The organism is Chryseobacterium oncorhynchi, assembly GCF_002899895.1.
Taxonomy (GTDB): Bacteria; Bacteroidota; Bacteroidia; order Flavobacteriales; family Weeksellaceae; genus Chryseobacterium; species Chryseobacterium oncorhynchi.
The window spans coordinates 1-25956 of the sequence record NZ_PPEI02000009.1 but is presented as its reverse complement, the minus strand read 5'-3'; the positions used below and the strand labels follow the sequence as shown (position 1 = coordinate 25956).

General features: G+C 30.0%; 26 protein-coding genes. 3 read left to right on the top strand and 23 right to left on the bottom strand.

The window, feature by feature from the left end:
• Positions 1-54: 54 nt before the first annotated feature.
• The 5 genes from C1638_RS20620 to C1638_RS20600 are packed head-to-tail and all read right to left on the bottom strand — an operon-like array spanning position 55 to position 5977.
• On the bottom strand, positions 55-2529 hold the full coding sequence (locus tag C1638_RS20620; RefSeq protein WP_109623820.1) for a TraG family conjugative transposon ATPase: 2475 nt from the start codon (positions 2527-2529) through the stop codon (positions 55-57).
• 3 nt (positions 2530-2532) lie between these two features.
• Complete coding sequence (locus C1638_RS20615; RefSeq protein WP_109623819.1) at positions 2533-2871, bottom strand: DUF4133 domain-containing protein; 339 nt, start codon at positions 2869-2871, stop codon at positions 2533-2535.
• Positions 2871-3200, bottom strand: a complete 330-nt coding sequence (locus tag C1638_RS20610) for a hypothetical protein (protein WP_109623818.1) — start codon at positions 3198-3200, stop codon at positions 2871-2873. Before C1638_RS20610 ends, C1638_RS20615 begins: the two co-directional genes overlap by 1 nt.
• A 1-nt stretch (position 3201) precedes the next feature.
• Positions 3202-3504 carry a DUF4134 family protein gene (locus C1638_RS20605; protein WP_109623817.1) on the bottom strand — a complete coding sequence of 101 codons (303 nt, stop codon included), beginning with the start codon at positions 3502-3504 and terminating at the stop codon, positions 3202-3204.
• Between the two features lie 34 nt (positions 3505-3538).
• Positions 3539-5977, bottom strand: coding sequence for a type IV secretion system DNA-binding domain-containing protein (locus tag C1638_RS20600; RefSeq protein WP_109623816.1), 2439 nt, complete (start codon positions 5975-5977; stop codon positions 3539-3541).
• A gap of 140 nt (positions 5978-6117) precedes the next feature.
• Here C1638_RS20600 and C1638_RS20595 point away from each other — a divergent pair, with 140 nt between their 5' ends.
• Positions 6118-7059 carry a lytic transglycosylase domain-containing protein gene (locus C1638_RS20595; protein WP_109623815.1) on the top strand — a complete coding sequence of 314 codons (942 nt, stop codon included), beginning with the start codon at positions 6118-6120 and terminating at the stop codon, positions 7057-7059.
• Here C1638_RS20595 and C1638_RS20590 read toward each other — a convergent pair whose 3' ends face one another.
• The 9 genes from C1638_RS20590 to C1638_RS20550 all read right to left on the bottom strand — a co-directional run bounded on the left by C1638_RS20590 (position 7060) and on the right by C1638_RS20550 (position 16383).
• Positions 7060-7629, bottom strand: coding sequence for a hypothetical protein (locus C1638_RS20590; protein ID WP_109623814.1), 570 nt, complete (start codon positions 7627-7629; stop codon positions 7060-7062).
• Between the two features lies 1 nt (position 7630).
• Positions 7631-8890 (bottom strand): hypothetical protein, encoded by a 1260-nt coding sequence (locus C1638_RS20585; protein ID WP_109623813.1) that lies wholly within the window; start codon positions 8888-8890, stop codon positions 7631-7633.
• Positions 8887-9327 (bottom strand): hypothetical protein, encoded by a 441-nt coding sequence (locus C1638_RS20580; RefSeq protein ID WP_109623812.1) that lies wholly within the window; start codon positions 9325-9327, stop codon positions 8887-8889. The genes C1638_RS20585 and C1638_RS20580 overlap by 4 nt, the downstream gene beginning before the upstream one ends.
• Before the next feature lie 11 nt (positions 9328-9338).
• On the bottom strand, positions 9339-9689 hold the full coding sequence (locus tag C1638_RS20575) for a hypothetical protein (protein WP_109623811.1): 351 nt from the start codon (positions 9687-9689) through the stop codon (positions 9339-9341).
• Between the two features lie 13 nt (positions 9690-9702).
• Positions 9703-10422, bottom strand: coding sequence for a CpaE/TadZ family protein (locus tag C1638_RS20570; protein ID WP_109623810.1), 720 nt, complete (start codon positions 10420-10422; stop codon positions 9703-9705).
• Between the two features lie 98 nt (positions 10423-10520).
• Positions 10521-11495, bottom strand: coding sequence for a hypothetical protein (locus tag C1638_RS20565; protein WP_109623809.1), 975 nt, complete (start codon positions 11493-11495; stop codon positions 10521-10523).
• Complete coding sequence (locus tag C1638_RS20560) at positions 11476-13962, bottom strand: hypothetical protein (RefSeq protein WP_109623808.1); 2487 nt, start codon at positions 13960-13962, stop codon at positions 11476-11478. Before C1638_RS20560 ends, C1638_RS20565 begins: the two co-directional genes overlap by 20 nt.
• A gap of 176 nt (positions 13963-14138) precedes the next feature.
• A complete protein-coding gene (locus C1638_RS20555; RefSeq protein ID WP_109623807.1) occupies positions 14139-15869 on the bottom strand; it encodes a DUF5712 family protein in 1731 nt (576 codons plus the stop codon).
• A gap of 1 nt (position 15870) precedes the next feature.
• A complete protein-coding gene (locus C1638_RS20550; protein WP_109623806.1) occupies positions 15871-16383 on the bottom strand; it encodes a hypothetical protein in 513 nt (170 codons plus the stop codon).
• Between the two features lie 1282 nt (positions 16384-17665).
• On the opposite strand from C1638_RS20550, the gene C1638_RS20545 reads away from it, so the two are divergent.
• Positions 17666-17941, top strand: coding sequence for a hypothetical protein (locus C1638_RS20545; RefSeq protein WP_109623805.1), 276 nt, complete (start codon positions 17666-17668; stop codon positions 17939-17941).
• Complete coding sequence (locus C1638_RS20540) at positions 17934-18827, top strand: zeta toxin family protein (protein ID WP_109623804.1); 894 nt, start codon at positions 17934-17936, stop codon at positions 18825-18827. Before C1638_RS20545 ends, C1638_RS20540 begins: the two co-directional genes overlap by 8 nt.
• Positions 18828-19994: 1167 nt before the next feature.
• Here C1638_RS20540 and C1638_RS20530 read toward each other — a convergent pair.
• The 9 genes from C1638_RS20530 to C1638_RS22775 all read right to left on the bottom strand — a co-directional run bounded on the left by C1638_RS20530 (position 19995) and on the right by C1638_RS22775 (position 25837).
• Entirely contained in the window at positions 19995-20843 is an 849-nt protein-coding gene (locus C1638_RS20530) for a hypothetical protein (RefSeq protein WP_109623802.1), read from the bottom strand.
• Positions 20844-21223: 380 nt separating this feature from the next.
• The gene (locus tag C1638_RS20525) at positions 21224-22549 is read right to left on the bottom strand and encodes a PcfJ domain-containing protein (protein WP_109623801.1); all 1326 of its coding nucleotides are present in this window, start codon (positions 22547-22549) and stop codon (positions 21224-21226) included.
• Position 22550: 1 nt separating this feature from the next.
• Positions 22551-22931 (bottom strand): Cas9 inhibitor AcrIIA9 family protein, encoded by a 381-nt coding sequence (locus tag C1638_RS20520; protein ID WP_109623800.1) that lies wholly within the window; start codon positions 22929-22931, stop codon positions 22551-22553.
• Positions 22932-22975: 44 nt separating this feature from the next.
• Positions 22976-23188: a hypothetical protein gene (locus C1638_RS20515; protein ID WP_109623799.1), complete on the bottom strand. Its 213-nt coding sequence runs from the start codon at positions 23186-23188 to the stop codon at positions 22976-22978.
• A 740-nt stretch (positions 23189-23928) separates the two neighbouring features.
• Positions 23929-24156 (bottom strand): hypothetical protein, encoded by a 228-nt coding sequence (locus tag C1638_RS20510; protein WP_109623798.1) that lies wholly within the window; start codon positions 24154-24156, stop codon positions 23929-23931.
• 117 nt (positions 24157-24273) lie between these two features.
• Positions 24274-24513 carry a helix-turn-helix domain-containing protein gene (locus C1638_RS20505; protein WP_109623797.1) on the bottom strand — a complete coding sequence of 80 codons (240 nt, stop codon included), beginning with the start codon at positions 24511-24513 and terminating at the stop codon, positions 24274-24276.
• Positions 24510-24776: a hypothetical protein gene (locus C1638_RS20500; protein WP_109623796.1), complete on the bottom strand. Its 267-nt coding sequence runs from the start codon at positions 24774-24776 to the stop codon at positions 24510-24512. Before C1638_RS20500 ends, C1638_RS20505 begins: the two co-directional genes overlap by 4 nt.
• Positions 24777-24779: 3 nt before the next feature.
• Positions 24780-24995, bottom strand: a complete 216-nt coding sequence (locus C1638_RS20495) for a hypothetical protein (protein ID WP_109623795.1) — start codon at positions 24993-24995, stop codon at positions 24780-24782.
• Positions 24996-25576: 581 nt separating this feature from the next.
• Complete coding sequence (locus C1638_RS22775) at positions 25577-25837, bottom strand: DUF6876 family protein (RefSeq protein WP_109623794.1); 261 nt, start codon at positions 25835-25837, stop codon at positions 25577-25579.
• Positions 25838-25956 lie beyond the last annotated feature (119 nt).

Here is a 25956-nt window from a genome sequence, read left to right as displayed (position 1 = left end):
GTAAAAATTTTTATAATTAAAGTTTAAGTAGTTGTGGAGAAGTAACTTTCTGAGTTATCTCCCAGCGTAATTGATTGCGGTTAATTCAATCCCGAGTTTGGCTACCTGAGGAAGAATTTTGGCAACTTCATCAGGATCTGTTTCGAAAATACATTTAAGTTCACCTGGTGTTTCAACTGCATATACCTCAGAATATGTTTCTAAACAGACACAGATTTCTCTGTAAAAAGTATCAGTCCTATTATTTTGATTCAGGGACATTATTTTAGCTTCAGTATTGTCTGATATCGCCATCGCAGTTTTAATTGGGTCAAACTTTTGTTTGTATTCACCCATATCTGCGAATATTTTGATAGATGAATTATTAATAATACTCTCCTTAATAATATCAGAAGACAGAAAATCAGACAGTTCCTGAGAAATGAAAATTGTATTTCCTCCATATTTTCGAATTACTTTAACCTGACCTTTTAAAAATGTCGCCATTTCTGGAGAAGAGATTGCCTGCCATGCTTCGTCAATTTTCAGTACTTTACGAACTCCAATTGGCAATTTTGCCACTTTTTGATTATAAATGTCCATACCCAGTAGAGAGACTACGGAAAAAAGTAATTTATTCCCTCTAATCTTAGAAACATCAATAACAATATATCTTTGCTTTTCAAGGTTTTTTATTTTCTCATCTTGCGAATTCAATAAATAGCCTAAGGAATTTCCAGTATGGAATATTTCCAGCATCATATGAAATTTGTTAACATTGAAGTCAGCATTAGTCAATCCTTTATCTTGTAATAACTTCAGTAGGCTTTCTTTAGAAAAGGCAAAGAAATCATCAAATTTCATTTGTTCAACCCGATTTGTAAGGCATCGATCCTTAAAGTAGTTGTAGATTAATTGGCGATTTACACTTTCTTCAAAACGTTCACTTAATTCCCCTTCATTTTTAGTCATTACACATAAAAGACCTAAAAGAGTATTTGTTTTATCTTCGAGAAAATCAACATATTTAGATAGCTTTTTATCATTGATATTATATTGATTAGAAAATAATTCTTTGGCATTTTCTTCTTTCAACCAATCAACGTAGAATGGATTAAATGAAATCTTATTTTCATCGTCAAAGGACAAATAAGCCCCGTTATGTAACGTACTTTGTAGTTTGTAGCTAAAAGAGGCATCTATAGTAAAAATATGAGCGCCCTCTCTATACAATTCCAAATCAATAAGATTACAGGTATAGGATTTACCACCCCCGGATCCAGCAAGAATAACAATATTTTGATTTTTAATGAGCCCTTTTCTTTTAGGTTCAATAAAGAAATCAACAGCTCTTGGAATTCCATATAAACGATCACACAGTTTTACTCCATGAACAGCTGTCCAGTTATCCGGATAATTCTGTTCATAGTTTAAAAAAGCTGCACTTTCTAAATCCGTAAGGAGACACATTAAATTTTCCTTTTGAGATACCAACAAAGAAGAATTTCCTGGAATAGCAGATAGAAACAGATCTTTTCTTACTAAAGTATTTTCTTTCTTTTTAAACTTGGCCTCTGTAAATGCTTGAACAACTTTTTTATCAATCAATTGAGGATTGTCATCAAAACACATTACATTATAATGATAATATGCACCCTGTAATGAAAGTTCATTAAGCTTTACTTTAAACAATGAAAGTTCATCATAAGCAGAACTGTTACTTCCTTTTACATTAAATCCTTTTAGATTACTCATTCGCTTATCAATATCCTGAATTAGATCTTTCTGATTAGGAATATAGATATATTGATTTACGACGTGGGGAGTATCTAAAAGATAGCCAAAACCAAACATATTAGAAGTGGGCAGGTTCTGCGAATAAGAGTTATACCCTATATTATCTGTTGGAAACTGATTCAGATCTTCTATTGAATATATTCTAATTTGATTGCTGCCAACATGAATAGAGTTGTTTGAAAAATCTATGTCTTTGTATTCTTCCAAATCTGCAGAGGAAAAATTCATAAACCTTGAGATTGGACTTTTCACAGAATAAAGCTCATCTTTATCAATGAACCGGAATCTGATTAATTTTTCTAAAACTGCAGCAGCCGACTGAACTGTACTTATAAATGCATTTTCGTCTGTTTTTGAAAATTCTTTTGAGACAAGATTTTTTACACTAACAGAACTGTTAAACTTAGTGATGTATAGATAGGATCTACAATTTAAATATGATCTCTCATTAAAATGTAATGAATAGCTCCTTTCAATAAAATCATTATATTCTTCTTTCTCGAGCTTTGGGCTTCGGTAGGAAAACAGTTCTCTGTGATATATATCCTGTTTATGAACAATTACATCCTCACCAAGTAATTCTACAAAAGTTCTGAATTTTTCAATAAGTTCTGCAAACTGTTCAGGTCCAAGTGTAAAAACTATCGGCAAATCCAATTCAAAGGCAACTGTCAAAGAAGCTCTGGTATCCCCTATCATCAATCCCTGATGAGTAATGTCATAAATTGGAAATATTTCAGATAATACTGGCATAAATTATTTTCTTTTTAATATTTGTTGTACAGATTTATCAGCTCTTATTTCATTAGGAAGATTCTTATTTCTGGTAGTCATTGTAAAACCTTTTATGCCAAATTTCTTGTAGAAAAGTCGAATAACTGATATTGATATAAAAGCAAATGCAGATGGAACCCCGATAGCAACAATAATACTTACATCAAAAGATTTTAAAATCATAGCCATGAAAGCAGATATCATAATAGCTCCTAAAAAGAATAATGCTAATTTCATCGGCAGACCAAGGAACATAACCGGATTGCTCACATTTTTTAAAACCTGAAAGGTTTCATACCCCCTTAAATTATTATTTTTCATTATTTTTTTGGTTGTATTTTAATCGGAACATCCTGAGTTTGTTCATCATAACCACTCCCATAATAGGATTGATTATTAACATTCGTATTACTATCATCAAAGCTTGTTGTTGTAGTTTCAGTTGGTTGTTTCCCTTTGAATCCATCAGTTTCAACTCCCCAAATTTTTCCTAAAACTAACCATGCAATTACCACGACAACTAAACCTATGATCCAGTTTGCGATTTTATCTGTCTTTGCCCGAGCATCCATTGGGCCTGCCATGATAAGGCCCAATCGGATAATCGTAACAATTGCTATAAAAGCAATAAACCATGCATTTGCCGGCATATTAATTAGGGAATAAAGCTTTTACAATCACAAAACCTAATGCACAGAAGGCCACCATGAATATCCATGTCCCCGCTTTCTTTATTTTCTCTTCCCCGGTTCCTTGTGATGAAGTAAAAATTAGAATTGCTTGTACCAAAGCAGCCAATCCCATAATGGCCATTACCCAGGAACTGATTGTAGTAACAGAACTTTTCACTTCAGAAGTTTGGTTCTGCAGAATAGAAGAAACTGAGCCTGATTGAGCAAATGTTAGTACTGAAGAAAGTACCGCAAAAAACGAAATTGAAATTTTCTTTTTCATAAATTTTAATTTTTAAATTGATTTAACTTGAATTTTATTTTCTTAATTTTTCTGTTATTTTTTGATATTGACTTCTTATGATTTCATCGTTGAATCGATCAGAGGTAGCTATCTTTTCAAAGAATTTTATGGCTAATGCTTTCAGTTGTTTATCCTTATATATTTCTTCATCAATTTTCAGATCTTGAACTTCAAGTGCAACGACTCTGTATATATCATTGTAGATATTATCATTATGTGCCTGTAAAATTTCTTGCTTGTGTCTATAACAAATACCCGATCGTATCATTTTTTGAATCAAAATATCTACTTCCTCTGACGTTAAAATGCGCTGTAAAACATTGTCTTTTGACTGTTTACTTTTTGCTGAATTTAGTAGCGCTGCTAAAAAGTCTTTAAGGTTTGATCTGAAAAGAAGATCTTCGAGAATTTGTTTAAAAACGGTGTATTCAAAATTGTTTTCATGAATAAAAAGCTCATAAAAATTTCTTTCAGTGGTGGTATCTTTTAGAATTAATAACCAATCATTGATATTTTTGGTGATTAATACATCTCCAATAGCATTTAACTCTGCCTCATTCCCTAAATTATAAGCATTAATCTGTTCCTGTAAATTATCAGGAGTCATGTCATAAATCTTGGGAAGCGGAAGATCCTCTTCTCTTGCCTTTAAATCTAAAGGTGGAAGAAGTTCTCCCATAAAAATTTTGTTATCATTTTTATTACTAAAATCATCAGCAATTACTCCGCAGAATGTTCCTTGGGAGAACTGAGAGATTGTACTCAATGGAACGATGTCTTCCATTGATGTTTGATTTCCAATTGAAATATCGTTTGCTGATAGAGTGTTACTTATATTTAGAATCTTTTGTTTTCCAATGTTTTCTGAAATAATCTTTGCGTCATCATCCATCATCTGTCCCATTATTCTTGTACCGCAAATTCTCAGCATTTGATCTGATATTTCTTTTCCGTAGTTCACAATAATTTGGGCAAAGGATTGAAAACCTAAAACGGTTGCTATTTTATTACTCCTTCCGGTAGCTATTAAATTATCAATCCCTCTAACATATACTGTAGGAAATTCATCAACTACATACATAGAAGGATCCATTCCTTGTTTGTTGAGTGTCTTTGCCAACTTTGTTAGGATTAATCCAATTGGAGCTGAATAGGTTAATTGTCTATCCGGGTTATTTCCCAAACAAACAATTTTAGGGGCATATGGATCATTCAGATCAAAAGAAAAATCGTCTCCTGTTAAAATGTAATTCATTTCCAAAGAGGAGATTTTAGATAGTGCAACACCTGCAGAAGCAACCTGACCCGCTAATTGTTCTAATGCTCCTTTTTCTAAAGCCTCTGAAAACGGTTTCATTTTTGGCTTTAACTCATTATATTCTTTAAGGATCAGGAACAAAATTTCAGTACTTTCTAATGTTGAAAGCGCAACTAAATGAGGTATAGAGCACACGTCATAGTCATATTTTTTTGTTAAGATCTTTAAGTACCACATTAACATTGCCGCAAAAACATTTGCTGAATCGGTAAAGAAATCACCTTCTTTTTCTACCCATGTTTTATTAATGTTCAACATTAATACCTTGGTATTTTCTTCTGCATCAGCAATTGTTTCTAAACTATCTGACAATATGGGATTACAGCGATGACAATATTCCGGATCGTCAAAATTGACAAAATAGACACTGGGTTTGATCTTATAATTATTTTGGTACCAGGTGGTATAATTGTATTGTTTCCTACTGAGTGTTGGGAATTTAAAATCATAGACAACACCAGTGAAACCTTTTTTTGTAAATTGACGTAACATTTCTTCGATTGTCGCATACGATTTACCAGAACCTGGTGTACCTCCTACTAAAGTCGCTCGAAAAGGGTTAACAATATTTATGTAAGATTTGTGAAGGGCTCCATTGTATTGATACTGGTAAGGGATGTTAACAGAATATGGAGTCTCAATCTTCTCTCTTTTTTGATCAAACTGACTTTCAACAATATTTCTTCTATCTTTCTTAAGATCCTCTGCTACTTTTTTACGATACTCAAGAAGAGTAAAATAGAATCCAAAAAAGAAAATAGCATTAAAAATGACTCCTAAAAAGCCTAAATCCTTAAAATATTGAAAGACAGCCAAACCAAAAAACAGGAAGAGAGAAGAAAATCCAATTAATCCAACAATTTCCTTTTTTTCTTTAGCAATAGTCTTTGTAGGACTGAAAGTAAGAAAGGCGGATAGATATAGTAAAATTACTACCCCCATAGATATAATTGGATTAGGCTTATCAGATTGAAGTCTAATAATTATATCATTCAGTACAGGATGTGAATAAAACTTTCGAAATACAGAATAGTATGTCACATAGGACATATATATCCAAAGAAAGAGAGTAAATGAGACTAGTACAAGACTCATTTTTTTATATGTTTCTTTATCGTAATTATTCTCAATCATAGCATTAGTATTATTACTACAAGCAATTTAAAAAAAATAATGCTTTTGTAACAAAGTTATAATTATTAATTTTGTTCTGTGACAAAGTTAGTAATTTAATTTTTTAAATAATGATATTCTAAAAAATAATTGATCAAATAATGCTTAAACAAATTATTACAATTACCGCCTTACTTATCTCGCTTACCGTATGTTCTCAAAAACTTAAAATGGTAAAAACAGACATTAAAGACAGTCTCTCATTTATAGATTACGAGAGTGATGCTAAATGGATAAAAACTATAAAAGGATATAAACTTTCTGAATCAGAAATTAAAGTAACACGTGTTCAGATTAGAGATAACTTTGAATTTTCAAATAGTAATTCTGATGTTATTATCGAGTACAATGATATCATTGATGATTACATCTCAAAGTACACCTCTTATTCATGGCTCCCGAAAACGTATGGATTATTAAACTTTTACGAACCACTTTTTGAAGCAAAACTAAAAGAGTACAATCTTCCATTAGACCTAAAGTATTTACCAATTGTCGAAAGCAATCTAAATCCGGTAGCCGGATCCTGGGCAGGAGCTTCGGGACTATGGCAATTTATGCCGTTAACAGGAAAACAGTATGGATTAGCTAAAAGCAATAAGGTTAATTTATTCTATGATCCGTTGATGTCAACTGACAGTGCCTGTAGATATTTAAAGCAGCTATTTAAAATATTTGGTGATTGGAACCTGGTTCTTTCAGCTTATAATTCCGGAGAAGGAAGAGTATTGAAAGCTATTAAAGCTGCAGGTTCAAAAAACTACTGGAAAGTAAGAAAATTCTTACCTGCAGAAACCAGAGCTTATGCTCCAAGTTTCCACGCAGTAAGATTTATTGGAAAAATGTATGGTATCTATTATTCATATTTACCAAGATTGAAATATAACTATTCTGAGGTAAGAGAAGTGACTTTAAAACAAACAACTACTTTTAGGAGTTTTGCCTCAATAAACAAAGTAAATTTAGAAGTTCTATATTTTCTTAATCCTCATATAGTGACGGAAGAAATCCCCAAAAACACATTTATATATTACATAAAGTAATTAATTGTAGAATGCTTTGAAAGTATTGTAAAGGCAGTCTATTTCGAATAATTGTGATTCAGTGTAATTATCCTCTAATTTATGTTCTTTATTCATCGTATTCTTTTCTATTGAGGTTATTGAAATATCATTTAGAGCCATTGAGCCTAACTCTTCTGTGAGTCCTGCAAGTTTGGTAAACTCTGCTAATTCGTTTTCCGGAAGTCCATTTATTTCAGATTCATTAGAGAAAAGATTTTCTTCAAAAGAAAAAACTTCACCAGGTGAAACTTTTTCATCAGGAATACTTTTTGCCGACCATTCCGGTTGATCAGGACTGTAATTTAGTGCATCTTCTCCAAATTTATTAATGAATGAGCGCTTAAATAGATTATTTTTTTCCGCAATACTTTGAACACGCTTAGTATTACTAATGAGTTCCATTTCCCTGTTCCTAGCAATAAGTTCAAGATCTTCCCTATTATCATTAGTAGAATGCATTTGTAATTTACCTTTATGCGTGACTACTTGAAAAATTATATAGCCGATAAAAAAAGCTATCCCTAGTCCAATTATTAATCCTAGATTCATTTTATGAGTTTGTGATAGTAAATTTAATTTCTTTTTCCTCTTTAACGCCTAATACATTTTCACAAATTTGTTCTACAAGATATTTAACATTTCCATATCTTACGGTATCAAGTTCTTTAGAATCAGAAATATATTTCATAAATGATTTATCAAAATCTCCATTAATATGATCTGGGAATGCAGATGAAATGTAATCAACTATCGAGAAATCATATTCATCTGAAGTATCTTTAACTAAAGCACGAGCAAGAAAATTATTAGCAATTAGAAATTCTAGTTTATCTTCTCTATTTTGTGGATTAAGATTGAGCGTTTCACTAAATAATTTCGTAAAACCTTCTTTATGGATATCATTCATTGATTTTAGATTTTCCGATATATTATCAGTCAGCTTTTGATTTAGTTGTGGCAAATCATTAGCAAGTTGATCAGAGATAACTTCTAATTTCTCTTTGACATTTGAAATATTATTTTTAAATATTTCAGTTTCTGCTACCTTTTTACAGGTTTCTAGTATTTCCGGATCTCCTAATGAAAAGGCATGATCAGCAAGGTCTTTGACGGCATCCAATTTTTCTTGAAGAGTGGAGAAACCTTTATCAACTTCTACTTTTACTAAAAAATCATTGCATTTCTGCACAACATTTTTTAATTCTGGAACTTCGTATAAAAGATCTTTATTTTGAATTATTGAATATAAATTTTTTTGGTTGTATTTCTGAAGTACACCTTCTACCAGCTTTTCTTTAGTCATTTTTAATTTTATTGACTTATAATAGCAAAATAGCAGCGCCAAGGTGTCTACAAAAGCATTTGACATAGAAGTAATACTATCTAGCTCTTTTGTCTTTCCGGGTAAATCTTTGAAATTATTTTTGTTTTTATTTATCCTATCGGAAATTTTAGCTGGAATAGTAAAAATACCTCCGTGAAGTTCTTCTTTAATATAATTTTCTCTGTCTTTCAGATCAAAGTATTTAAGAAGTTCAAGATCTTCACTATTATTTATGCTATCAGCCATTGCGAAACCATAATCCGTAAGGGAACAATCGTTATAATTTACATTATTTTTCAGAGATATAAAATCCGGATACTGGAGCATGGTTTTTTCCTGAAGGTCGTATTTAAAAAAATCGTTTCCAAATTCAAATAATATACTATCTTCCTGATTGGCCAGGATAGTCATTGATTTTTCGTTTAAGATATCCTCGATTGAATTAACATCAAAAACACTATCGTCATATAAATCTCTTTTGCTCATATTGTAGCTTCTAATTTATTGTTTAACGGAACAATGGATCCCCCATTATTAGAACTAATCGTATCCTCATGTATAATGCTGCATGCTAAATGTAAAACATTTGACATTATGATTTTAGAACCTACTACAATTTTAAAACTGTCATTTTTCGACAAAGAGGATTTAACAATGTCTTTAAACTTTAAAAAGTCTTCGTTGTGCCTAATATTGTGTTTATCCCGGCTATTTACAAGGTCATAATCTATCCAACATAATTTTTCCAAATCATCTATTGAATCAATATAGAGAATATCTCCGGATGAAATGAAGTATGAAGCTGATTTAATTGATGGAAGCGTAATAACCCTTTCAAATTCTTCATCTTGGATAGAAAAGAATACTCTTTTATACGGAGTAACTAAACTTAAAATTTTCCTTCCTAATAATTCTATATACATGGCTTATATTTTTATTCTTTAATTTGATGTAAAGCTTTTAAAATAAGAAAATCAGCAAGTACTGTGATTGGTATTTTTAACCCAGATTCTGTGAGAATTTTATGCAATTCGGACAACTTATCATGACTTTCTTCTTTCAGCCTTATTGTTTTTGATTTTTCAGTAATTCGATTTTGAATATTTTCAGTCTTTAAATCTTTATATTTATCATTTACTACAATTAGTTCGTTGTAGCTGTCTTCAGACATATATTTATTGAGTTTCGCAGAAAAACTACCATCTTTTTCTTGGAATGTATTCTCTAAATTAAAAATTTTAAGAATGTCATTATCTTCTTTTCCTTTTTTTGTTTTTTTTAACATTGTTATATAGTTTTTACATTACTTCCTCCCCTATTAATTCAACTACTTCTCCACAAAATTGTTTGATTTCGTCGGAGACATCAATAAGTCCGTTAATTGTTGAATAATCACTAAAACTTTTTCTTTCGTAAATAATATGTTCTACAATATTGATGTCTCTCTGCTTTTGAAGTAAATTTAATTTGTCATCTATATCTTCTGTTTTTGGAACATGATTAACAACAATTGAAATTTTTTCTAGATTAAATTTTAACGTCTTCTTCTTAACTGCAAAATTGAAGGCATTATACGTACGTTTATCTTTATCTAAATCATCTAATGAAGAGACCAAGAAAATATAGTGGCTTTTCATTATGAAATGAAAGTTTTCTTTAGAAAGCCCGCGAAGATCTAAAAATACATAGTCATAAGAGTCTTTATAATCTCTTAGAAACTCTAAGAAGTTCTCGAATACATTAATAGTGTAGATATGAACTCTACTACCTAGTAAAGGATCCGTTAATAAATTCTCGTACTCTGACACATTAAGATAGTCTGAAATTTCGTTATCTGGATTCTCTTTTAATTTATCAACTTCATCTTTTCTATTCCAGGTAATATTTCTAAAACCACCCACTGTATCTATAATACAAGTTCTTTTATCTAATGTATATGCTAAATATGCAGCAACACTTATATTAAGCATAGAATTTCCAACGCCTCCTTTGTCTGAATAAAAAGTGATTATTTTCAATATTTTAATTTTGTGACAAAGTTCAGAAATAATTGTGACATAAAATAATTTTGTCAGAACTTCTGTAAAAAGACGTCACAAAGGACGCCTTTATTAATTTAGATTTTCATTGACTGTATGCTTTTCTCATCTTTAGTGACTGAATTAAGTTTCTCCATAAATTTGAAAATTCTATTTTGATCAGTGTTGACTATGTCCTTAATTTCATTTTTTATTTGATAAAATTTTAAATTAGGTGTCAATAAATGTTCTGAAACATAATTTAACAATGCGTCGGTCTTGCTTTTTTCAATTGAAAATTCTTGTAAAAATTTACTAAAATCATCATACTCATTCGCATTCAAAGACAAAAGCATTTTATTGATGTGGTGTCCATCTATTTTTCCAGTATTTAACAGAAGATCATCATTCTGCAAAAGCCATTGTTCATAAGCCCATTGGTCTTTAAAGGTTTTTTTGGCTGTAATTTCTTCCACTTTAGAAGAAATTTTAGTATTTACAGATGACATTTCAGATAGATCTTGAGAAATAGCATTGGCAGAACTTGCAATATATTCCTTAGGAATAAATTCTGAAAATTTTGTTTTTAGATCATTATACAATAAATTAACAGAATTATAGTCACCCCCAACTAAAAGATATATCTGGTGTACTACTGAATATTTACTATCAGATTTACCTAATAGAGAATATGCAGGTTCAAAAATAGAAAGATTTTTTTCTGCTTCCTTACTATCCTGAAGAAGAGCTGATAATTTCATATTAAATTTATCCAATTCTTCATTATATAGTTCTTCTTCTCTCAGCTGCTCCATATCAAAATCACTAATGTTTGGTTTCGTAAGATAATGCTCAGCCTCTCTATTTGTAAGAGAAACATATTTCATAATGCCAGTAAATAGATCCTCATTATTAAATGTTTTTAAACAAAAATCTAAAACATCCTGTCCAGTCTGTTTGTTAAAGTCCCACATCGGTTCCGGATCTTCTGGATTAGAATAGTATAAATTCAATTTATCTTCAAGAATTTTTTTATCAATTAAATCTTCCATCTTAAATTTTGTTTTTAACATTTACATTTTGCTCATTTGACTGGCTAAAACTTTTAAATTTTTCTTTAAAAAGATCTACCTTTTCAGAAGAAGAATTAATGTCCTGAAGTATACCAGCTTTCAGAACTTCAACTGAGTCATTCCCTCTTAAAATCCCAGGAGAATTTATCAGAATATCAATCTTGCTGTTTTCAATAGAAAAATCAGTTAAAAACTCATTTAATTCTGCGAGATCTAAAATGAGTATGGCCTTGTTGAGTTGATGCAAGTTTACTTTGGAAGCATTATCAAACATAGTTACATCATTGCGAAGAAATTCTTCATATTCAAAGTTATCTTTGAATTCGAGTTTGTTTTTACTCGCCTTTTCAGTTTTGTTTACAAAATTATCAAAAACGACCTGGTTGATATCACTATCATAATGAACCTTTACGCTGTAATTTTTTTCCTCTTTTTCAACATTAAGGACAATAGATTTCCCATCTACCAGCTTATCTATTTGTTCATCTGATAAATTTTTTCCGAAAACAGTTTTTTGAGACCAGTCAATTTGTTGATCATGTTTAAAGTATGGTTTTAATTCTAGTTTTCTGTGTTCAGAATTAAATTCAGTACGAATTTTGAATTGGTATTCTTTTTCAACATTGTCTTTATAAGAGGTGCCATTGAAAATGGACGTCGTAAGTTCTCCTCTCATTAACTTTGTAAGATCTTCTTTTGACATCTGAGAAAAGTCAAGTTTACCTGGTGCGTTCGTAAATAAATCTTCAATCTCTCTCCTGTCATATTTTTGTCCGGGAAAGAAAAGATAAATATCTTTTTTTGCAAATTTTTCTGCTTCTCCGTTTAGATTTACGATAGTAGCTGATCCCGAATCAAATTCTTTAATTTTACCTTTAAAGAAAAAATCCGGTCGAGAAACAGAAGCTAACTTCCCTACTTCTATTTCATTGATTTGTTTTTCTGGTTTTGATTGATTTGGTTCCATGATTTTTATATGTTTTAAATTATTAATATTACTCTGTAAATAGTCAGTTAGATTGTTGAATATTTTAACATGATACTCATCTAAAATATTCAATGAATTAAGCTTTGTTAATGAAACATTTTCTTGCTCTAATTTTTCAATTATTTTATTAAGAGTTGATTCATATTCTGTAAGTTTATTCTCATATTGAGATAAAGACATTTTATCATCATATTCTGATTCATCTGCAATTCGGTAAGCGGCCAAAGATGGATCTTGCGGTGCTGAGAGGTTAAAATAATCTTTAATGGTGTTTAGAACCGGGTTTTCAAGGTAATCTAGTACAGTTTTTAGAATTCCTTTTCCTGTTTTTCCCGCAAAGTCCCACATAGGAGTATCTTTTATCTCAAAATATAGGTTTAAGAAAGAGCTTAAGGAAGGAAGATTAGTAACTATTTGTATTCCTTTTCTAAATTCATTTTCAATAGTATAATCTCTTAGTTTTTGTAATAAATCCTTTAGTTTAGAATCATGAGCAAACTTGCTAAATATACTTTCGTAAAGATGATTTTCTTTTGATGGCAAGTAACGAGCAGCCGGAACACCTTCTTTTTTTGCAATAACCCTACTTAAAGTGTAATGATTAGACTGTAATTCAGCCACTTTATTATTTGATAGGCCATTACTAATTGATGTTCTGTTATCTAGTTCACTGGCCCACTTATCGGATTGAATTCGATGATTGATGTTTATAGGAGAAGGAATGAATGTATAGTCATTTAATATATCGCATAGCTCCTCTTTAATTTCATCATATTCAAATTTCCAAACGATATAATCCTCAGAAGTTTCATTTGCATCCCAGGATTCAACTTCTTGCCTAAATGCTGTATTAAAGTATGATATAAGCTTTTCATTAAGGGTATGTTCGTCAAGGGCTTTCAAGGCCCAGGAAAGAACATTATTCCCGTCTTCAGAATGTAAATCTATATAAAAGTCTTCCTTTCCTCTTAGTAGATTATTAAGACGTGAATCAATTTCAGTAACAATCTCTTTATTGTAAAGATATACCTGGTCGATAAATCTTTCCCCTTTATAGTAGGAATTAAGAAAGTTTACTTCATCTAGAATTTCGTTAGCGAGCTTTTCATCAGCTTTTATTAGCGCATCAACAAACTGTTGATTTAATTCTTTGATTCTTGCATCAACCATTTCTGATACAAAATCAACTTTGTCAATACCCTCTTCTTTATCAATTAAAGCTTCCAGTTTTAACTGTTCAGACATTGAGATAGGGCGAAGATCATAAGGGACTGCATCTAAGTAATAATCAAATGTGTACCCTATCTCATTAATTTCTAAAAGAAATTTTTCTAAATCCTTATACTGATTATCAGAATCCTCTAAGATCTCGTTATACTTATCAGCGATTATTTTTAAACTTTCTGGCATTAAATCATAATGCTCAAATAGGTTAATTTTTGCATAAAAATCTTGTTTAGTTAAAAGCTCATAATTCATAGTTACCCAATTTATATGTTATTTGTAAGTTTAATTTTTTAGATAAAAAAAAAAAATATTTGCCTTTACAAAGCAAATATTTAATAATGTGTCATTTACAAATTGTGCAAACTATAACAATTTTGTGCAAACTTTATTATGGTTATCAGTAATGCAAAGAAAACAAACCTTTAATACTATATTTTGAAACCTTTTTGTGAAACACCTTTTACCTGATCTATAATTAATTTATCATTTAAATCTACTTTGTCAGATAATTCATAATGTTCTCTTAGATCATTAAAAATATTGCCAATTGCAGAATCTAATTTTTGAGTAAAATCATCTCCGGCAGCATCTTTATTTACAAGTAAATCAATGTCTTTAAAGTTTTTGGAATTTATAAAATCAATGACTGATTTGTAATTACTGGTACTGTTTGTTAAAATAACAGTATGATCAGTTTTAGAAATTTTATTTATTTCTAACCAGGATAAGAAATCTACAAGTCCTTCAAAAATAACCAGTTTATCGGTTGTACCTTTTATAATTGAAATATCATTGTTTCCTCCAATGATTGATTTAAAATTATGACCTCTTACATTATAACCTCCTTTAATATTATCTATACCTCCTGATATGAAAGTCTTATTATCTCTTTTATAAACAATTTGCTTAACGTTATTTTTTATAGTTTCCTCAGAAATTCCTCTACTTTTATAGTAATCAATTATATACTTGTTACTAACAGATTCAGTTTTAATTATTTCAACATTAGATTTTGATGTTCCTGTTTTCGATTTAGCACTTGTAGCCTGCACAGATACATTATTGTTTTTGTATTCATAATCTATGAATCCATTTTTGTTTTTCAGAAAATGAATAGATTCCAACCAGTTTAAATTTTCAAATATTTGGACAGCTTTTATAATCTGTCCCTGATCACCATTGGAAAAATCTCTAAAACCCCTGGGGCTAACTGAAATAGATCCTGTTGTTTGAAAACCTGTTTTATCATCATGCTTTGCAAAAATATAATCATCCCCTTTTTTCGTATCATATCGAAGAACTCCTTTGTCAGCTAAGCTGAAAAAGTAGTCTACAATACTTGAATCCTCTAAAATTTTTGCAAGTTCTTCTTTTGGTATAAAATTACTAGCCATATTTTTTTTATTTTCTTTTTTAATATTTTTTGACAGTTTCTTAAACTCAAATTTATCTTGTTGATTTCGTTTGAATTTTGTTAGATTATCAAACGTTCCTTCCACCAAATTATAGAAATTATTTCTATCAAATCCACTTTTAGAATTGGAACCGAAATTCTCCTTAGTCCTGCTTTTATAATTTGACTCCGGAGAAATTTTACTTTGTTTTTCATTATTGGCTTTTCTTGATTGAACAATATGAATATGAGTATTGAACCCTGGTTTATCTTCTCCAACTTTTCGTAAACCAACTCTGACCTCTTCGTCATGTGATTTATAGGTTCTGTCATGTTCTACAACACCGACATAAACTAAGTCACTACCTGAGTTGATTCCCAAATCAGATTTTTCAAAATTGTAAGCCATCTGATCTTGAAAACGTCTACCAAGAAAAATAAAATAGTCATTATATTGTTGTTTCTCTGAATCAGACAAATCAGAATAATTATTGTAATCTTTGTCGAATAATTTGTTTACAATATGTTTACATTCATCGTTAGAAAAAGAATACATCGGAGAATACCATTTTGATTCACCTTTGCCTAATCTACCTTTAGAGTGTTTATCAATTATATCCTGTGCTTTTTCTTTAGAAATATCATCTTCGGAATGATTGAAAAAAAAGTCATTGTCTTTTGATAAATATTCAATTAATTTACCGCAGCTGCCTTTGTTAGAATCATCTTCTTTTTTTAGCGGAATTAAATGTGTATCTACATACATATTATTTAATATTTGATAGTCTCTTTGCCTTTGTTCTGTTCAGGGCAAAAATATAATCATCAACTTCATTTTTGGATAAAACTTCTAACATAGATTTGATTAAATCATCATCATCTTTTATTGAAAATTTTTTAGAAAGAAAACGTCTCATAATTGTATTTTGTAAATCGTATTCTGACCAAAACGGATGTTTTAATTTCTTCTCTTTCTCATCAGATTCTAAAAGATAATGCATATCTCTATACATCCTTTTAATCAAGTTCTCAGTCTCTAAATAAAACCCTAAAATTCTATTATTCTCTTTGGTTACTTTCTTTCTAAATTCGTCAGTCAACTTATCAGTATCGTAAATTGGAATAGGAGCTTCAGAAAATAAAAGTTGTTGGTTCTCTTTAATAATCTTTGTAATTATTGCGAATATTTCTACCGTTTTAATCTTGTTATTCTTAGCAATATTTGTAATCCAATCCGCATCCTCTTTGTAGAGAGCAATATTTCTATATTTTGAATTCATTTATAAAAATTATAATTTTAACTATTTGATTTCTAGCACTAAATTTACAAATATTTGCATAAATTGTGATTTATATTTTTTGTAAAGTTTGCACAAAAACATAAGTTTTTCTATTTCAGCATTTTAGCCTCGCAGAGCAAGCTGTATCGGACCATAAAGTCCGATACCGTCTTGCCTAATCCTCTCCTATCGGAGATTAGCTTCAAAATCTTTGATTTTTTATTGCTAAAAAGAAAAAGAAAATCAATGAAATTAAAAGTGATAATTGTAATAAGTGTCAGCTTAAAAAATAATCCTGGAAGTAAATAAAAATATTAGATAAATAAACATCAGGTATATACTTTAAGAATCTGATATACTTAATAATACCTATTATATAATCATCATGATAAATAGTAAAAATGAAATTTATTTAGTTTACTATATACTATTTTATTTAGTTTATAATATACTCTTTAATTTAGTATACCATACTCTTATTTATTTTTAAATAATAGGTATTTAATATACCTAATAAAATATTTATTTATTCAACTTTAAGTAATGCTTTTCGGTATATGATATAACAAATATTTATTATCTTGGATTATATTTCATAATACAATTTTTACGCTTCCAGTATACCATTTTTTTGGTATACAATATACTTTTTAAATAAAGAATATATAGTATTTAATATACCTAATAAAGTATATAAATATTTTTTTTTAACATCCTATATACATTTAATTAAGTATTCTATATACTAGTCAAGAATACAGTATTTAGATTATTATATACCATTTATTTAGAATCTTAGATTAGATTATTTTAAAATTATAAGGCATCTATATGTACTATAATAAGTATATAGTATACTTAATAAATAATATATATTTATTATATAATATATTATCTAATTGGCATCTTATATACTATATTGTAACAAATATTTTGTTTCCAGTATACAATATTTTATGTATATTATATACCATTTTATTTAGCATTATCAATTGTATTATATACCTTATATTTGGTATCTATGATTACATAATATTACAGATATTACGATTCTAAGATACTATATATTTAGATTCTAAAATACTATATTATGGTATTTTATTTGTATACAGTATACTATTTATTTTGTATATTATATACTAATTAACTTTATATTATTGTATCTAAGATTCTAATTAAAAAGAAACAATGAATAATAATAGAAGAACCGACATTATTAAACAATATTATGTTTTAATCAAAAAGAAACTGAAAAATTCACTAATTTTACAAAAAAGAAAAAATGTCTATTAAAGATATAAATAATATAAATGGTTGGTATGTTCTAACAGAACTGGCGAACGATATATTGGTACAAGTTAGTATTATGTATAGGAAGTTGGCCTTTACTGAGAAAAAAAAAGAAATGCCTAATTTAGTACTCATTGATGACTATATAGAAAAATCGGATAAAAGTTATGAGCTGGCAAATACTCCAGAAATCTTTCAATCAAAAGATAAAATGCGAGAAATTATCAATGAATATTCTAAAATATTAGATAGCCTTATCAATGAATAATATTGAAAACTTAAAAGAACAATACAAAATTGATTTAGATGAATTTCGTTTTATAGAAAGCGAGATTATTAAACAGTTTACTAAATTTGTTGATTCAAGTGCAAATCCAAAAGCAATAATTTTAGGAGCGCAACCAGGAGCTGGAAAAACAGAACTTGAAAAGATTGCATTTTCTAATTTAAAAAGAAATGCAGTCATATGTAATGTTGATAATTTAAAAAATTATCATCCTTTCTCTGTTGAAATCAAGAAAAAATATCCGGAATATTTTTCAGAACTAACAAGTACTACAGCACATGATTGGAATCTTTCTCTAAGAAGACATTGTTTAGAGAAAAATTATAATTTCATCCTAGAAACAACTTTTAATGATGGAATAAATATAAATACGATAATAGAAAATCTTAAAAAAAATAATTTTTCTGTAGAGATATATCTATTATCTGTCCCACAATTATTAAGTAAATTGGGAATAGTTCAAAGATATGAGGAAATGTTAAATTTAAATATTTCTGGTAGAAAAGTAAGTTTTGAATCACATGATGATAGATATGATGCTATACCAAAAGCTATACAAATAGTAGAAGAAAAGCAGTTGTATGATTATATTAATCTATTTGGCAGAAGTATTTTAAATCATAACAAAATAGATGACAAAGGAATTTATTTAATTGCTAAAACAAAAAAATCTATATATGACGATTTCATAATTGAAAGAGAACAAAAACTAAACAATCAAGCACGCATTGAAATAAATTCAATTAAAAATAAAATATTAGAATTGATGGATGGTAGAAATGCCCCAGAAGATGAAATAAGCATTTTTAAAGATACTTTTGAAATAGAAATAGATTTAAAAAATAAATCAAAAATTTTGAAAAAATAAATGTATCGTACGATACATTTATATAAAATATTATAAATTTGTATAACTTATTGGAAATCTAATGATAACTATAAGTTTAAAATTATTATAAATCGTCCTCTGGACGATTTTTTTTAATTTAATTAAATCTGAAAGGCTGTAGTCCTGGTGAGCACGGATCCGCCGGAGGTGATCCGGGACACCGGAACCGGCCAGAGATCTGCAGGGAAAATTCTTCATCTGAGAATTCCAGGAATAAACAAAACGATTTCTAAAAGCAGGGAAGGATCACACGGCTGCTGCTCCGGTGAGCACGGATCCGCCGGAGGTGATCCGGGACACCGGGACCGGCCAGAGATCTGCAGGGAAAATTCTTCATCTGAGAATACCAGAATAAACAAAATGATTTCTAAAAGTAGGGAAGGATTACACGGCAGCTGCTCCGGTGAGCACGGATCCGCCGGAGGTGATCCGGGACACCGGGACCGGCCAGAGATCTGCAGGGAAAATTCTTCATCTGAGAATACCAGAATAAACAAAATGATTTCTAAAAGTAGGGAAGGATTACACGCCAGCTGCTACGGTGAGCACGGATCCGCCGGAGGTGATCCGGGACACCGGGACCGGCCAGAGATCTGCAGGGAAAATTCTTCATCTGAGAATACCAGAATAAACAAAACGATTTCTAAAAGCAGGGAAGGATCACACGGCTGCTGCTCCGGTGAGCACGGATCCGCCGGAGGTGATCCGGGACACCGGGACCGGCCAGAGATCTGCAGGGAAAATTCTCCAGCTGAGAATACCAGAATAAACAAAATGATTTCTAAAAGTAGGGAAGGATTACACGGCAGCTGCTACGGTGAGCACGGATCCGCCGGAGGTGATCCGGGACACCGGGACCGGCCAGAGATCTGCAGGGAAAATTCTCCAGCTGAGAATACCAGAATAAACAAAACGATTTCTAAAAGCAGGGAAGGATCACACGGCTGCTGCTCCGGTGAGCACGGATCTGCCGGAGGTGATCCGGGACACCGGGACCGGCCAGAAATCTGCAGGGAAAATTCTCCAGCAAAGAACTCCAGGATAAACAAAACGATTTCTAAAAACAGGGAAGGATCCACACGGCAGCTGCTCCGGTGAGCACGGATCCGCCGGAGGTGATCCGGGACACCTGTTCTTAGATACTAGTTAATCATGGCAAAAGCCAGCTTGACAACCAGAACCTGTTCCGAAATTAAAATCTAACTGTAAACCCAATTTTGAAATTCCTAAAAGACTCGATTTTTCTTTAAAGGTATGGCCATATAGATCTTCTTGTATAGCAGACCAGTACATAATTTCTGGATTTGTATCAAAATTTTTTCTGAGCTGTTGTTCATCTTTCCAAAAACAATTCTGACAATTAGAATCAATAGGGAATTGAATATTAAAGTGACTCCAAAAATCTAATATCTCCCTATGTAAGATCTTATTCTCTATTAGAATAAAATCTCCAATTCTCCAAATCATTTCATTCCATCTATGTATCCAAGTATTTGAACTTTCTCTATATTCACAATGAGTTGGATATTTCCAGTAATTTGTAAATTTATTAGCTCTTTCCTTTTCATCATACCTATAACCTACACGCATTTGTACAGGCAAAGTATAATACAAGAATAAAAATTCAAAAATTGGTTGCATCTTTAATATTGATGTACAAAATCTTTTTGACATATTCGGTATAGCTTGTTTAATTGAAAGCATTTGTTCCCAACCAATTCCCCTCAACCAAATGATTTCTTTTCCCAAAATTTGCTCAAGATCAAATATGGTTTTTAAAATAATAGGATCTTCTGAGGTCGCCACAAATTCGTTCTGATGAGAACAATATTTCTGAAGCTTTTCATTCGCCATTTGTACAAGCTTTTTATCGAGTTTCTTTCCAGCGTTATGTGAATCTATACAAACTAAACTAAACACCTCTAAATCAGCTGGAAAATGGTATGCTAAGTAACTGCTGGTTTTACCCCCAGATAATGAATTTACTGTTATCATATAATTGTGTTGTTAAAATAAAATATGTAATAAAGGAATGATGAATGGCAAACGTTTTCTTAAAACGTGTAGGCTGAAGAAATGACAACTTACATATTTTAAAATTGTGCAAACTTTAATTTTAATTGTGCAAACTTTTAAGTATAAATGCTTTATGCAGAATGTTATGTTTTATATTTTTGTGTATAATTAATGTCGAACAAAGGTGTTAATACAACTTTTCACAAAAGCAGGTTAAATCCTGCTTTTTAAAATGACAGAAATAGTTTTCATATATATTGTAATTATGGTGTGGTAATGAGGAATGGATTTTAGAAGATGGTAATTAGTTTTAAAAGAAAAGCACTTTACAGTGCTTTTCTTTGATTTTAGGCAAATTTTCATGCAGAAAGTTTCTTCATGCTTAAAGGAATATCTTCGAGAGTTATTTGCTGGATTTTAATAAAATTCCTACTTATTAATTTTAGAATCTTCTCACTATACTTACTCGGCTTATGACCCAAACCATGGTGTTGTAATACTCTAAAAGTTTCTAAACAAATCTCAACCGTTTCAACCCTTACATTATCAACTTTGGCAGAGAATAATAAACTATTCTTTTTTTCATAGTATTTGTTTCTAAAAATACAATGCTTTAAAAACTCACCCTCTTCTAAAAATTCCATTACAGACATCAAAGGTTTGATTTGAAGATTCTTTTCAATAAAAAGAAGATTGAAGTATTTTCTCTTTTGTAAAACAAAGTCTGGATTTGCATCTTTTGCAACTTTTAGATTTTCAGCAATAGTTTTTCCCATTTGAATTTTGCTTTGTTCATGAATATAAAAGTCATGAGCCACTATCAGCTTTTTGGGACAAACATAATGAGTATTACGAAGATCTTTACCAAGAAAATATAATGCATCAAGCATATCTTTATACACATCGGCATCCAAAATTCGATATCTATTTCTAAAGCAGATTTTCAATGTATCCCAGTACTTCTCTATTGTCTTTGAGTTCCACTTAGAAATAATATCATAATACCCATGTTTAAGCAATGTTTCAATTTTTGAAGATTCTTTAAGTTTTTTAATCAAAGTAGAAAATCTGAATTTTTTAAGTAGTGAACCTTTAATTCCCATTTTTGAAAACTCCAATAGAAATTTCGAATCAGGATGGTAAAAATCAGGTATGGGGTCATAATCAGAATCCCTAGAATAACCATTCTTTTTTCTGTTTGGATCTCTAATTTCAAGACTACCAACATAGGATCCAGTAAAACCATTTATAAATTTTGAATTAACAACCCGATCACCTTTTATTGTATACCAGTTTTGAGTGACTTCACTACTGTAGAAATCTTTTAATTTCCCTTTACGGTAATAACATCTAAATTCAAAGCATCTAATAACTTGAAAAATAAAGTTTTCATTCCTAACAATTGAAGCAACATTCATAAATCCCAATTCAGAAGAAAATTTTTGCTTCTTAGTCCGCTCAACTTTCAAAATCAAATTACAAACGGCACAGTAAACATTTTCTTTTTCAATATCGTTTACAAAAATTTCACATCCACATTCTAAACAAAATGCAGAAGTTTTAGTAGCATAACACAATTTTGGAAACAGTTTATCTATAGCAAACTGCTTTTGTTTTTCGCTCAGAGGAGGAAGTTCTATTGCCAACTCTTTAACTGCGATCTGTAATTTTGTCTTTGGCCTCATATTAAGAAATTAAGTCGAATATAGATAGCTGTGTAGCGTTACTTTGTTTATTAGCTGTCTTTTTAGGTTTTGTATTATTTTCAGTCTTATTATCCTTAATTGGAGGAACTATTCCCGGCACTCCAGTTACAACTACTCTACAATTAACTTTCTTAATAATCGTTTCTTCTTTCGAAAAATAGTATTTATTAGCTAATGAGAAAACCTCTTCATTTGTCATAACAGATACATTTTGTTTTCTGACTTCCTGAATAATATAATCACAGCACTTTGCTATTGATTTACTTTCATCCTGTAAAGCTATTGCAAGTTCTTCATTTACTTTTTGTTCTTCGTTAAGAAAAGCGGCAATAGCAGCTTCAAAATTATTTGATCCTTTCATAATAGTATAGCTTAAAATAAAGGGACTTTCAGCCCCTTTATAGATTAGTTTTTTAATGATTTTTCTAGCTCTCCAGATTTATTATTAATAATAAAATCAAGTGTTCCTACTTCCATAGAGTAGTTTGGAATTTCTTCATTGTCAATCATTTCTTTTGCACGCCCATTAGCTTCATTCTTATGTTGACGATAGCCCATCTCATATGCAAGTGTTAATAAAGTTCCTGCGATGACGATTTTAATAAGTAATTTTTTCATGATAAATATGTATTTGTTTATTATTTAATTATTAATTGAATTTGCTTTGTTTTCGAGGACAATCTGTTTTCTCTGAAAATGGAAAGTCTATATTTAAAAGCATACTTAATTCTGTGAATTGTTGTTTGTTTTCGGTGATTTCAAAGAACGCTGCACTTATGATTTGCTTCGTTACTGAGGATTCGTTTTTCTGTGCCAATTAAAAATGAAATCTTTTAATGTTAAAAATGGGGTGAACTTGTTCACTTGGAGTTTGGATTTATTTTTTGTGGAGGGTCCAATACAAAATTGGATACCCAAAAAATAAAATGGCTAAAATTTTTATCAGGATAAGATTTCAAATTTGCACCAAGAAAACCGAAATAAACCTCAGTGACAAAAGAAGACAATCAGAAGTTCAGCAAAGTTCTTTATCATCGAAAATAGATAACAAGACACATCAAAATGATTGCTTTTCAATAAAAAGACTATCCACAATAATAAAAGTCAAAACTTAAAATAGCAATGGGGTTCAGAAGGGAAATTTTGGGTTTTGTCCGATTAATTCCTGAAGAAGTTTCACCCTGGGTTTAGCTAGGATGCGGAAAGGGTGAATTTTCTGAAGGCAGGGATTTGCACTGGCAGCGTTAGGGATTGAGTGGCATGTTTGAAATCCTTTTTTTATTTAATAAAAAAAGATTGAGTAACGAAAGCCCGACCTTAAGGGAACGCCAAAATTTAGTATTAAAAGTAATCGGTGCCTATTTTTGAGATGGTGCTGCCTTAATTCCCAATTCATCACGCTCATGCAAAATACAAGCTAAATGGAAGAGAGTTTTAGCACCATACTCTTCTCTTAAAGATTTTAATTTTTTTTCCACCGAACTAACACTATTTGGTTTGAAATCTATTTTTTTAAGTTCCTCAGAAACTTCTGTTTGTGACAAACCTTCTTTAAGGTACTTAATCAGTAATATGTTTATATTCATATCACAAAGCTACTATTTGAATAAAAAACCAAAATACGGAAAACCGTACTTATACCTTTTTAAACAAACAATGTAACATTATAGTATAAATTTATAATTACTGTCACAAAACATCAGTTAAAGTTCTTTATCATCTAATGAAAACTTAATATTTAAAAAGGTCAGAATTAAATATAATTGATCAGCATTAGGAGAAAAAGCGGCATTTTCAATTCTGTAAATAGAGCTCTTTGATAAACCAACAGCTGCAGCAAGTTTTGATTGAGAAATTTTCATTTCTTCTCTTTTCTTTTTAATGATACCTGCAACAACTTTTCGTTTGTCAAGAATGTCTAAATTATCTTCAATACTTTTCATAAATTATTTTCTGAAGGTTTAAATAAAGATTCCCTTAGTTTTCCTAGTCTCTTAGAATAAGAAATTAAATTCATTTTACAACAAAATATCTCCATTTCATGTAGGCTTGAATCGCCCCAATAATCTTCCCCAGATGAAAGTTCATCATAAATAATATCTAAAGAATCATTTTCGGGGATATCTTCGTTACCCGAAACCCCAAAGCCCAGGAGCTTAGAATAGAATAACGAAGATAATCCAAAAAGTTTAATAATATAATTCATTTCCTATTCTCTGGTTTTAATAAGAATTCCATTTTCATAAATAGCTTCAACTTCTTCCCAGATTCTCGTTGTACCATTTTCATCTATATGATAACATGGTTCAGAATCATCCTCTTCTTCATCAAAACCAATTATTACAAAGATCTTAGTAGAATGCTCTCTACTAATTTTTTCGGCTTTTTTAAGAGCCTTTTCTAAATTAATTTCAGTAATACTCATAAAGATTAAAAATTAGGTTTATCAATAGCCATAATTAAAATGGAAAAAATAATAATTAAAATAATTCCCCAGAAGGAATTGAACCGATCATTGTGAGGTTTTAATGTGTATTTCATAACAATTCTGCGACTTTATTCTCCTGCATCCGGAGGGATTAATGTTAAAAAAATATATAAAGAATTAAAAAAAATATTAAAAAGAAAAACGATAATATAAACTCAAACAGTTTGAAATATCTATCATCATCTCGAGAAAGAAAAAATCGAATTAATCGTAGCAGATGATAAAGACTCAAAAATGAAAAGATCATAATAGAAAATAAATAGTAAAGCTTGAATGCTTCAAAATTTTTATAAATATTATATACCATATATCTATCTGCGACTTTATCTTCCTGCAACCGGAATTTTACAAATTATGAAAAGGCCAATTATTTCCTTGAAAGAAATTATCAAGGCAATCTTAATTTTTATTATTTGTTTGATTTAAAATAGAAAACTCTGCGACTTTATTCTCCTGCACCGGAATTTTAATAAATCAAAAGTAAGCATTTACGCTTACATATGCAAATTTTTTTATAATTAATATAAACTTTCTTCTATTGGTAAGCATAATAGATTTCCTTTTTTTATGATCTTTAAATAATCAAAATAAAAAGATACATTCATATCATTATTTTCAAAAATAATTTCTCTCTTTTCATTAGACCAACTTAAATTAAAAGAATTATCACTAACTCTTATTAATTCCCAGGCTTGTATCTCAGAATGATAAACAATATATTCCTGGAGAAGAAAAATAAGATCTAATAACCAGTAGCAATCTTCATTATTAGGCTTCAAACCAAAAATGGGACAAAATGTTTGTTTCAGATTATAATTAATTGATTTTAAATGAGTTAATTTTAACCATATTAAAAGATGGTTTGTCTAGGTTAATTATAAAATCGTATTCTCCATGC

Excerpts from the sequence above, each read along its gene's own strand:
- C1638_RS20500 (WP_109623796.1), bottom strand. The coding sequence starts at position 24,776 with ATGAATTATATTATTAAACTTTTTGGATTATCTTCGTTATTCTATTCT.
- C1638_RS20540 (WP_109623804.1), top strand. The coding sequence starts at position 17,934 with ATGAATAATATTGAAAACTTAAAAGAACAATACAAAATTGATTTAGAT.
- C1638_RS20590 (WP_109623814.1), bottom strand. The coding sequence starts at position 7,629 with ATGAATCTAGGATTAATAATTGGACTAGGGATAGCTTTTTTTATCGGC.
- C1638_RS20565 (WP_109623809.1), bottom strand. The coding sequence starts at position 11,495 with ATGTTAAAAACAAAATTTAAGATGGAAGATTTAATTGATAAAAAAATT.
- C1638_RS20595 (WP_109623815.1), top strand. The coding sequence starts at position 6,118 with ATGCTTAAACAAATTATTACAATTACCGCCTTACTTATCTCGCTTACC.
- C1638_RS20495 (WP_109623795.1), bottom strand. The coding sequence starts at position 24,995 with ATGAGTATTACTGAAATTAATTTAGAAAAGGCTCTTAAAAAAGCCGAA.
- C1638_RS20615 (WP_109623819.1), bottom strand. The coding sequence starts at position 2,871 with ATGAAAAATAATAATTTAAGGGGGTATGAAACCTTTCAGGTTTTAAAA.
- C1638_RS20605 (WP_109623817.1), bottom strand. The coding sequence starts at position 3,504 with ATGAAAAAGAAAATTTCAATTTCGTTTTTTGCGGTACTTTCTTCAGTA.
- C1638_RS20525 (WP_109623801.1), bottom strand. The coding sequence starts at position 22,549 with ATGAGGCCAAAGACAAAATTACAGATCGCAGTTAAAGAGTTGGCAATA.
- C1638_RS20505 (WP_109623797.1), bottom strand. The coding sequence starts at position 24,513 with ATGAAAAGTATTGAAGATAATTTAGACATTCTTGACAAACGAAAAGTT.
- C1638_RS20610 (WP_109623818.1), bottom strand. The coding sequence starts at position 3,200 with ATGCCGGCAAATGCATGGTTTATTGCTTTTATAGCAATTGTTACGATT.
- C1638_RS20550 (WP_109623806.1), bottom strand. The coding sequence starts at position 16,383 with ATGAATTCAAAATATAGAAATATTGCTCTCTACAAAGAGGATGCGGAT.
- C1638_RS20585 (WP_109623813.1), bottom strand. The coding sequence starts at position 8,890 with ATGAGCAAAAGAGATTTATATGACGATAGTGTTTTTGATGTTAATTCA.
- C1638_RS20510 (WP_109623798.1), bottom strand. The coding sequence starts at position 24,156 with ATGAATATAAACATATTACTGATTAAGTACCTTAAAGAAGGTTTGTCA.
- C1638_RS20555 (WP_109623807.1), bottom strand. The coding sequence starts at position 15,869 with ATGTATGTAGATACACATTTAATTCCGCTAAAAAAAGAAGATGATTCT.
- C1638_RS20545 (WP_109623805.1), top strand. The coding sequence starts at position 17,666 with ATGTCTATTAAAGATATAAATAATATAAATGGTTGGTATGTTCTAACA.
- C1638_RS20560 (WP_109623808.1), bottom strand. The coding sequence starts at position 13,962 with ATGAATTATGAGCTTTTAACTAAACAAGATTTTTATGCAAAAATTAAC.
- C1638_RS20600 (WP_109623816.1), bottom strand. The coding sequence starts at position 5,977 with ATGATTGAGAATAATTACGATAAAGAAACATATAAAAAAATGAGTCTT.
- C1638_RS20515 (WP_109623799.1), bottom strand. The coding sequence starts at position 23,188 with ATGAAAAAATTACTTATTAAAATCGTCATCGCAGGAACTTTATTAACA.
- C1638_RS20520 (WP_109623800.1), bottom strand. The coding sequence starts at position 22,931 with ATGAAAGGATCAAATAATTTTGAAGCTGCTATTGCCGCTTTTCTTAAC.
- C1638_RS20575 (WP_109623811.1), bottom strand. The coding sequence starts at position 9,689 with ATGTTAAAAAAAACAAAAAAAGGAAAAGAAGATAATGACATTCTTAAA.
- C1638_RS20620 (WP_109623820.1), bottom strand. The coding sequence starts at position 2,529 with ATGCCAGTATTATCTGAAATATTTCCAATTTATGACATTACTCATCAG.
- C1638_RS20530 (WP_109623802.1), bottom strand. The coding sequence starts at position 20,843 with ATGATAACAGTAAATTCATTATCTGGGGGTAAAACCAGCAGTTACTTA.
- C1638_RS20580 (WP_109623812.1), bottom strand. The coding sequence starts at position 9,327 with ATGTATATAGAATTATTAGGAAGGAAAATTTTAAGTTTAGTTACTCCG.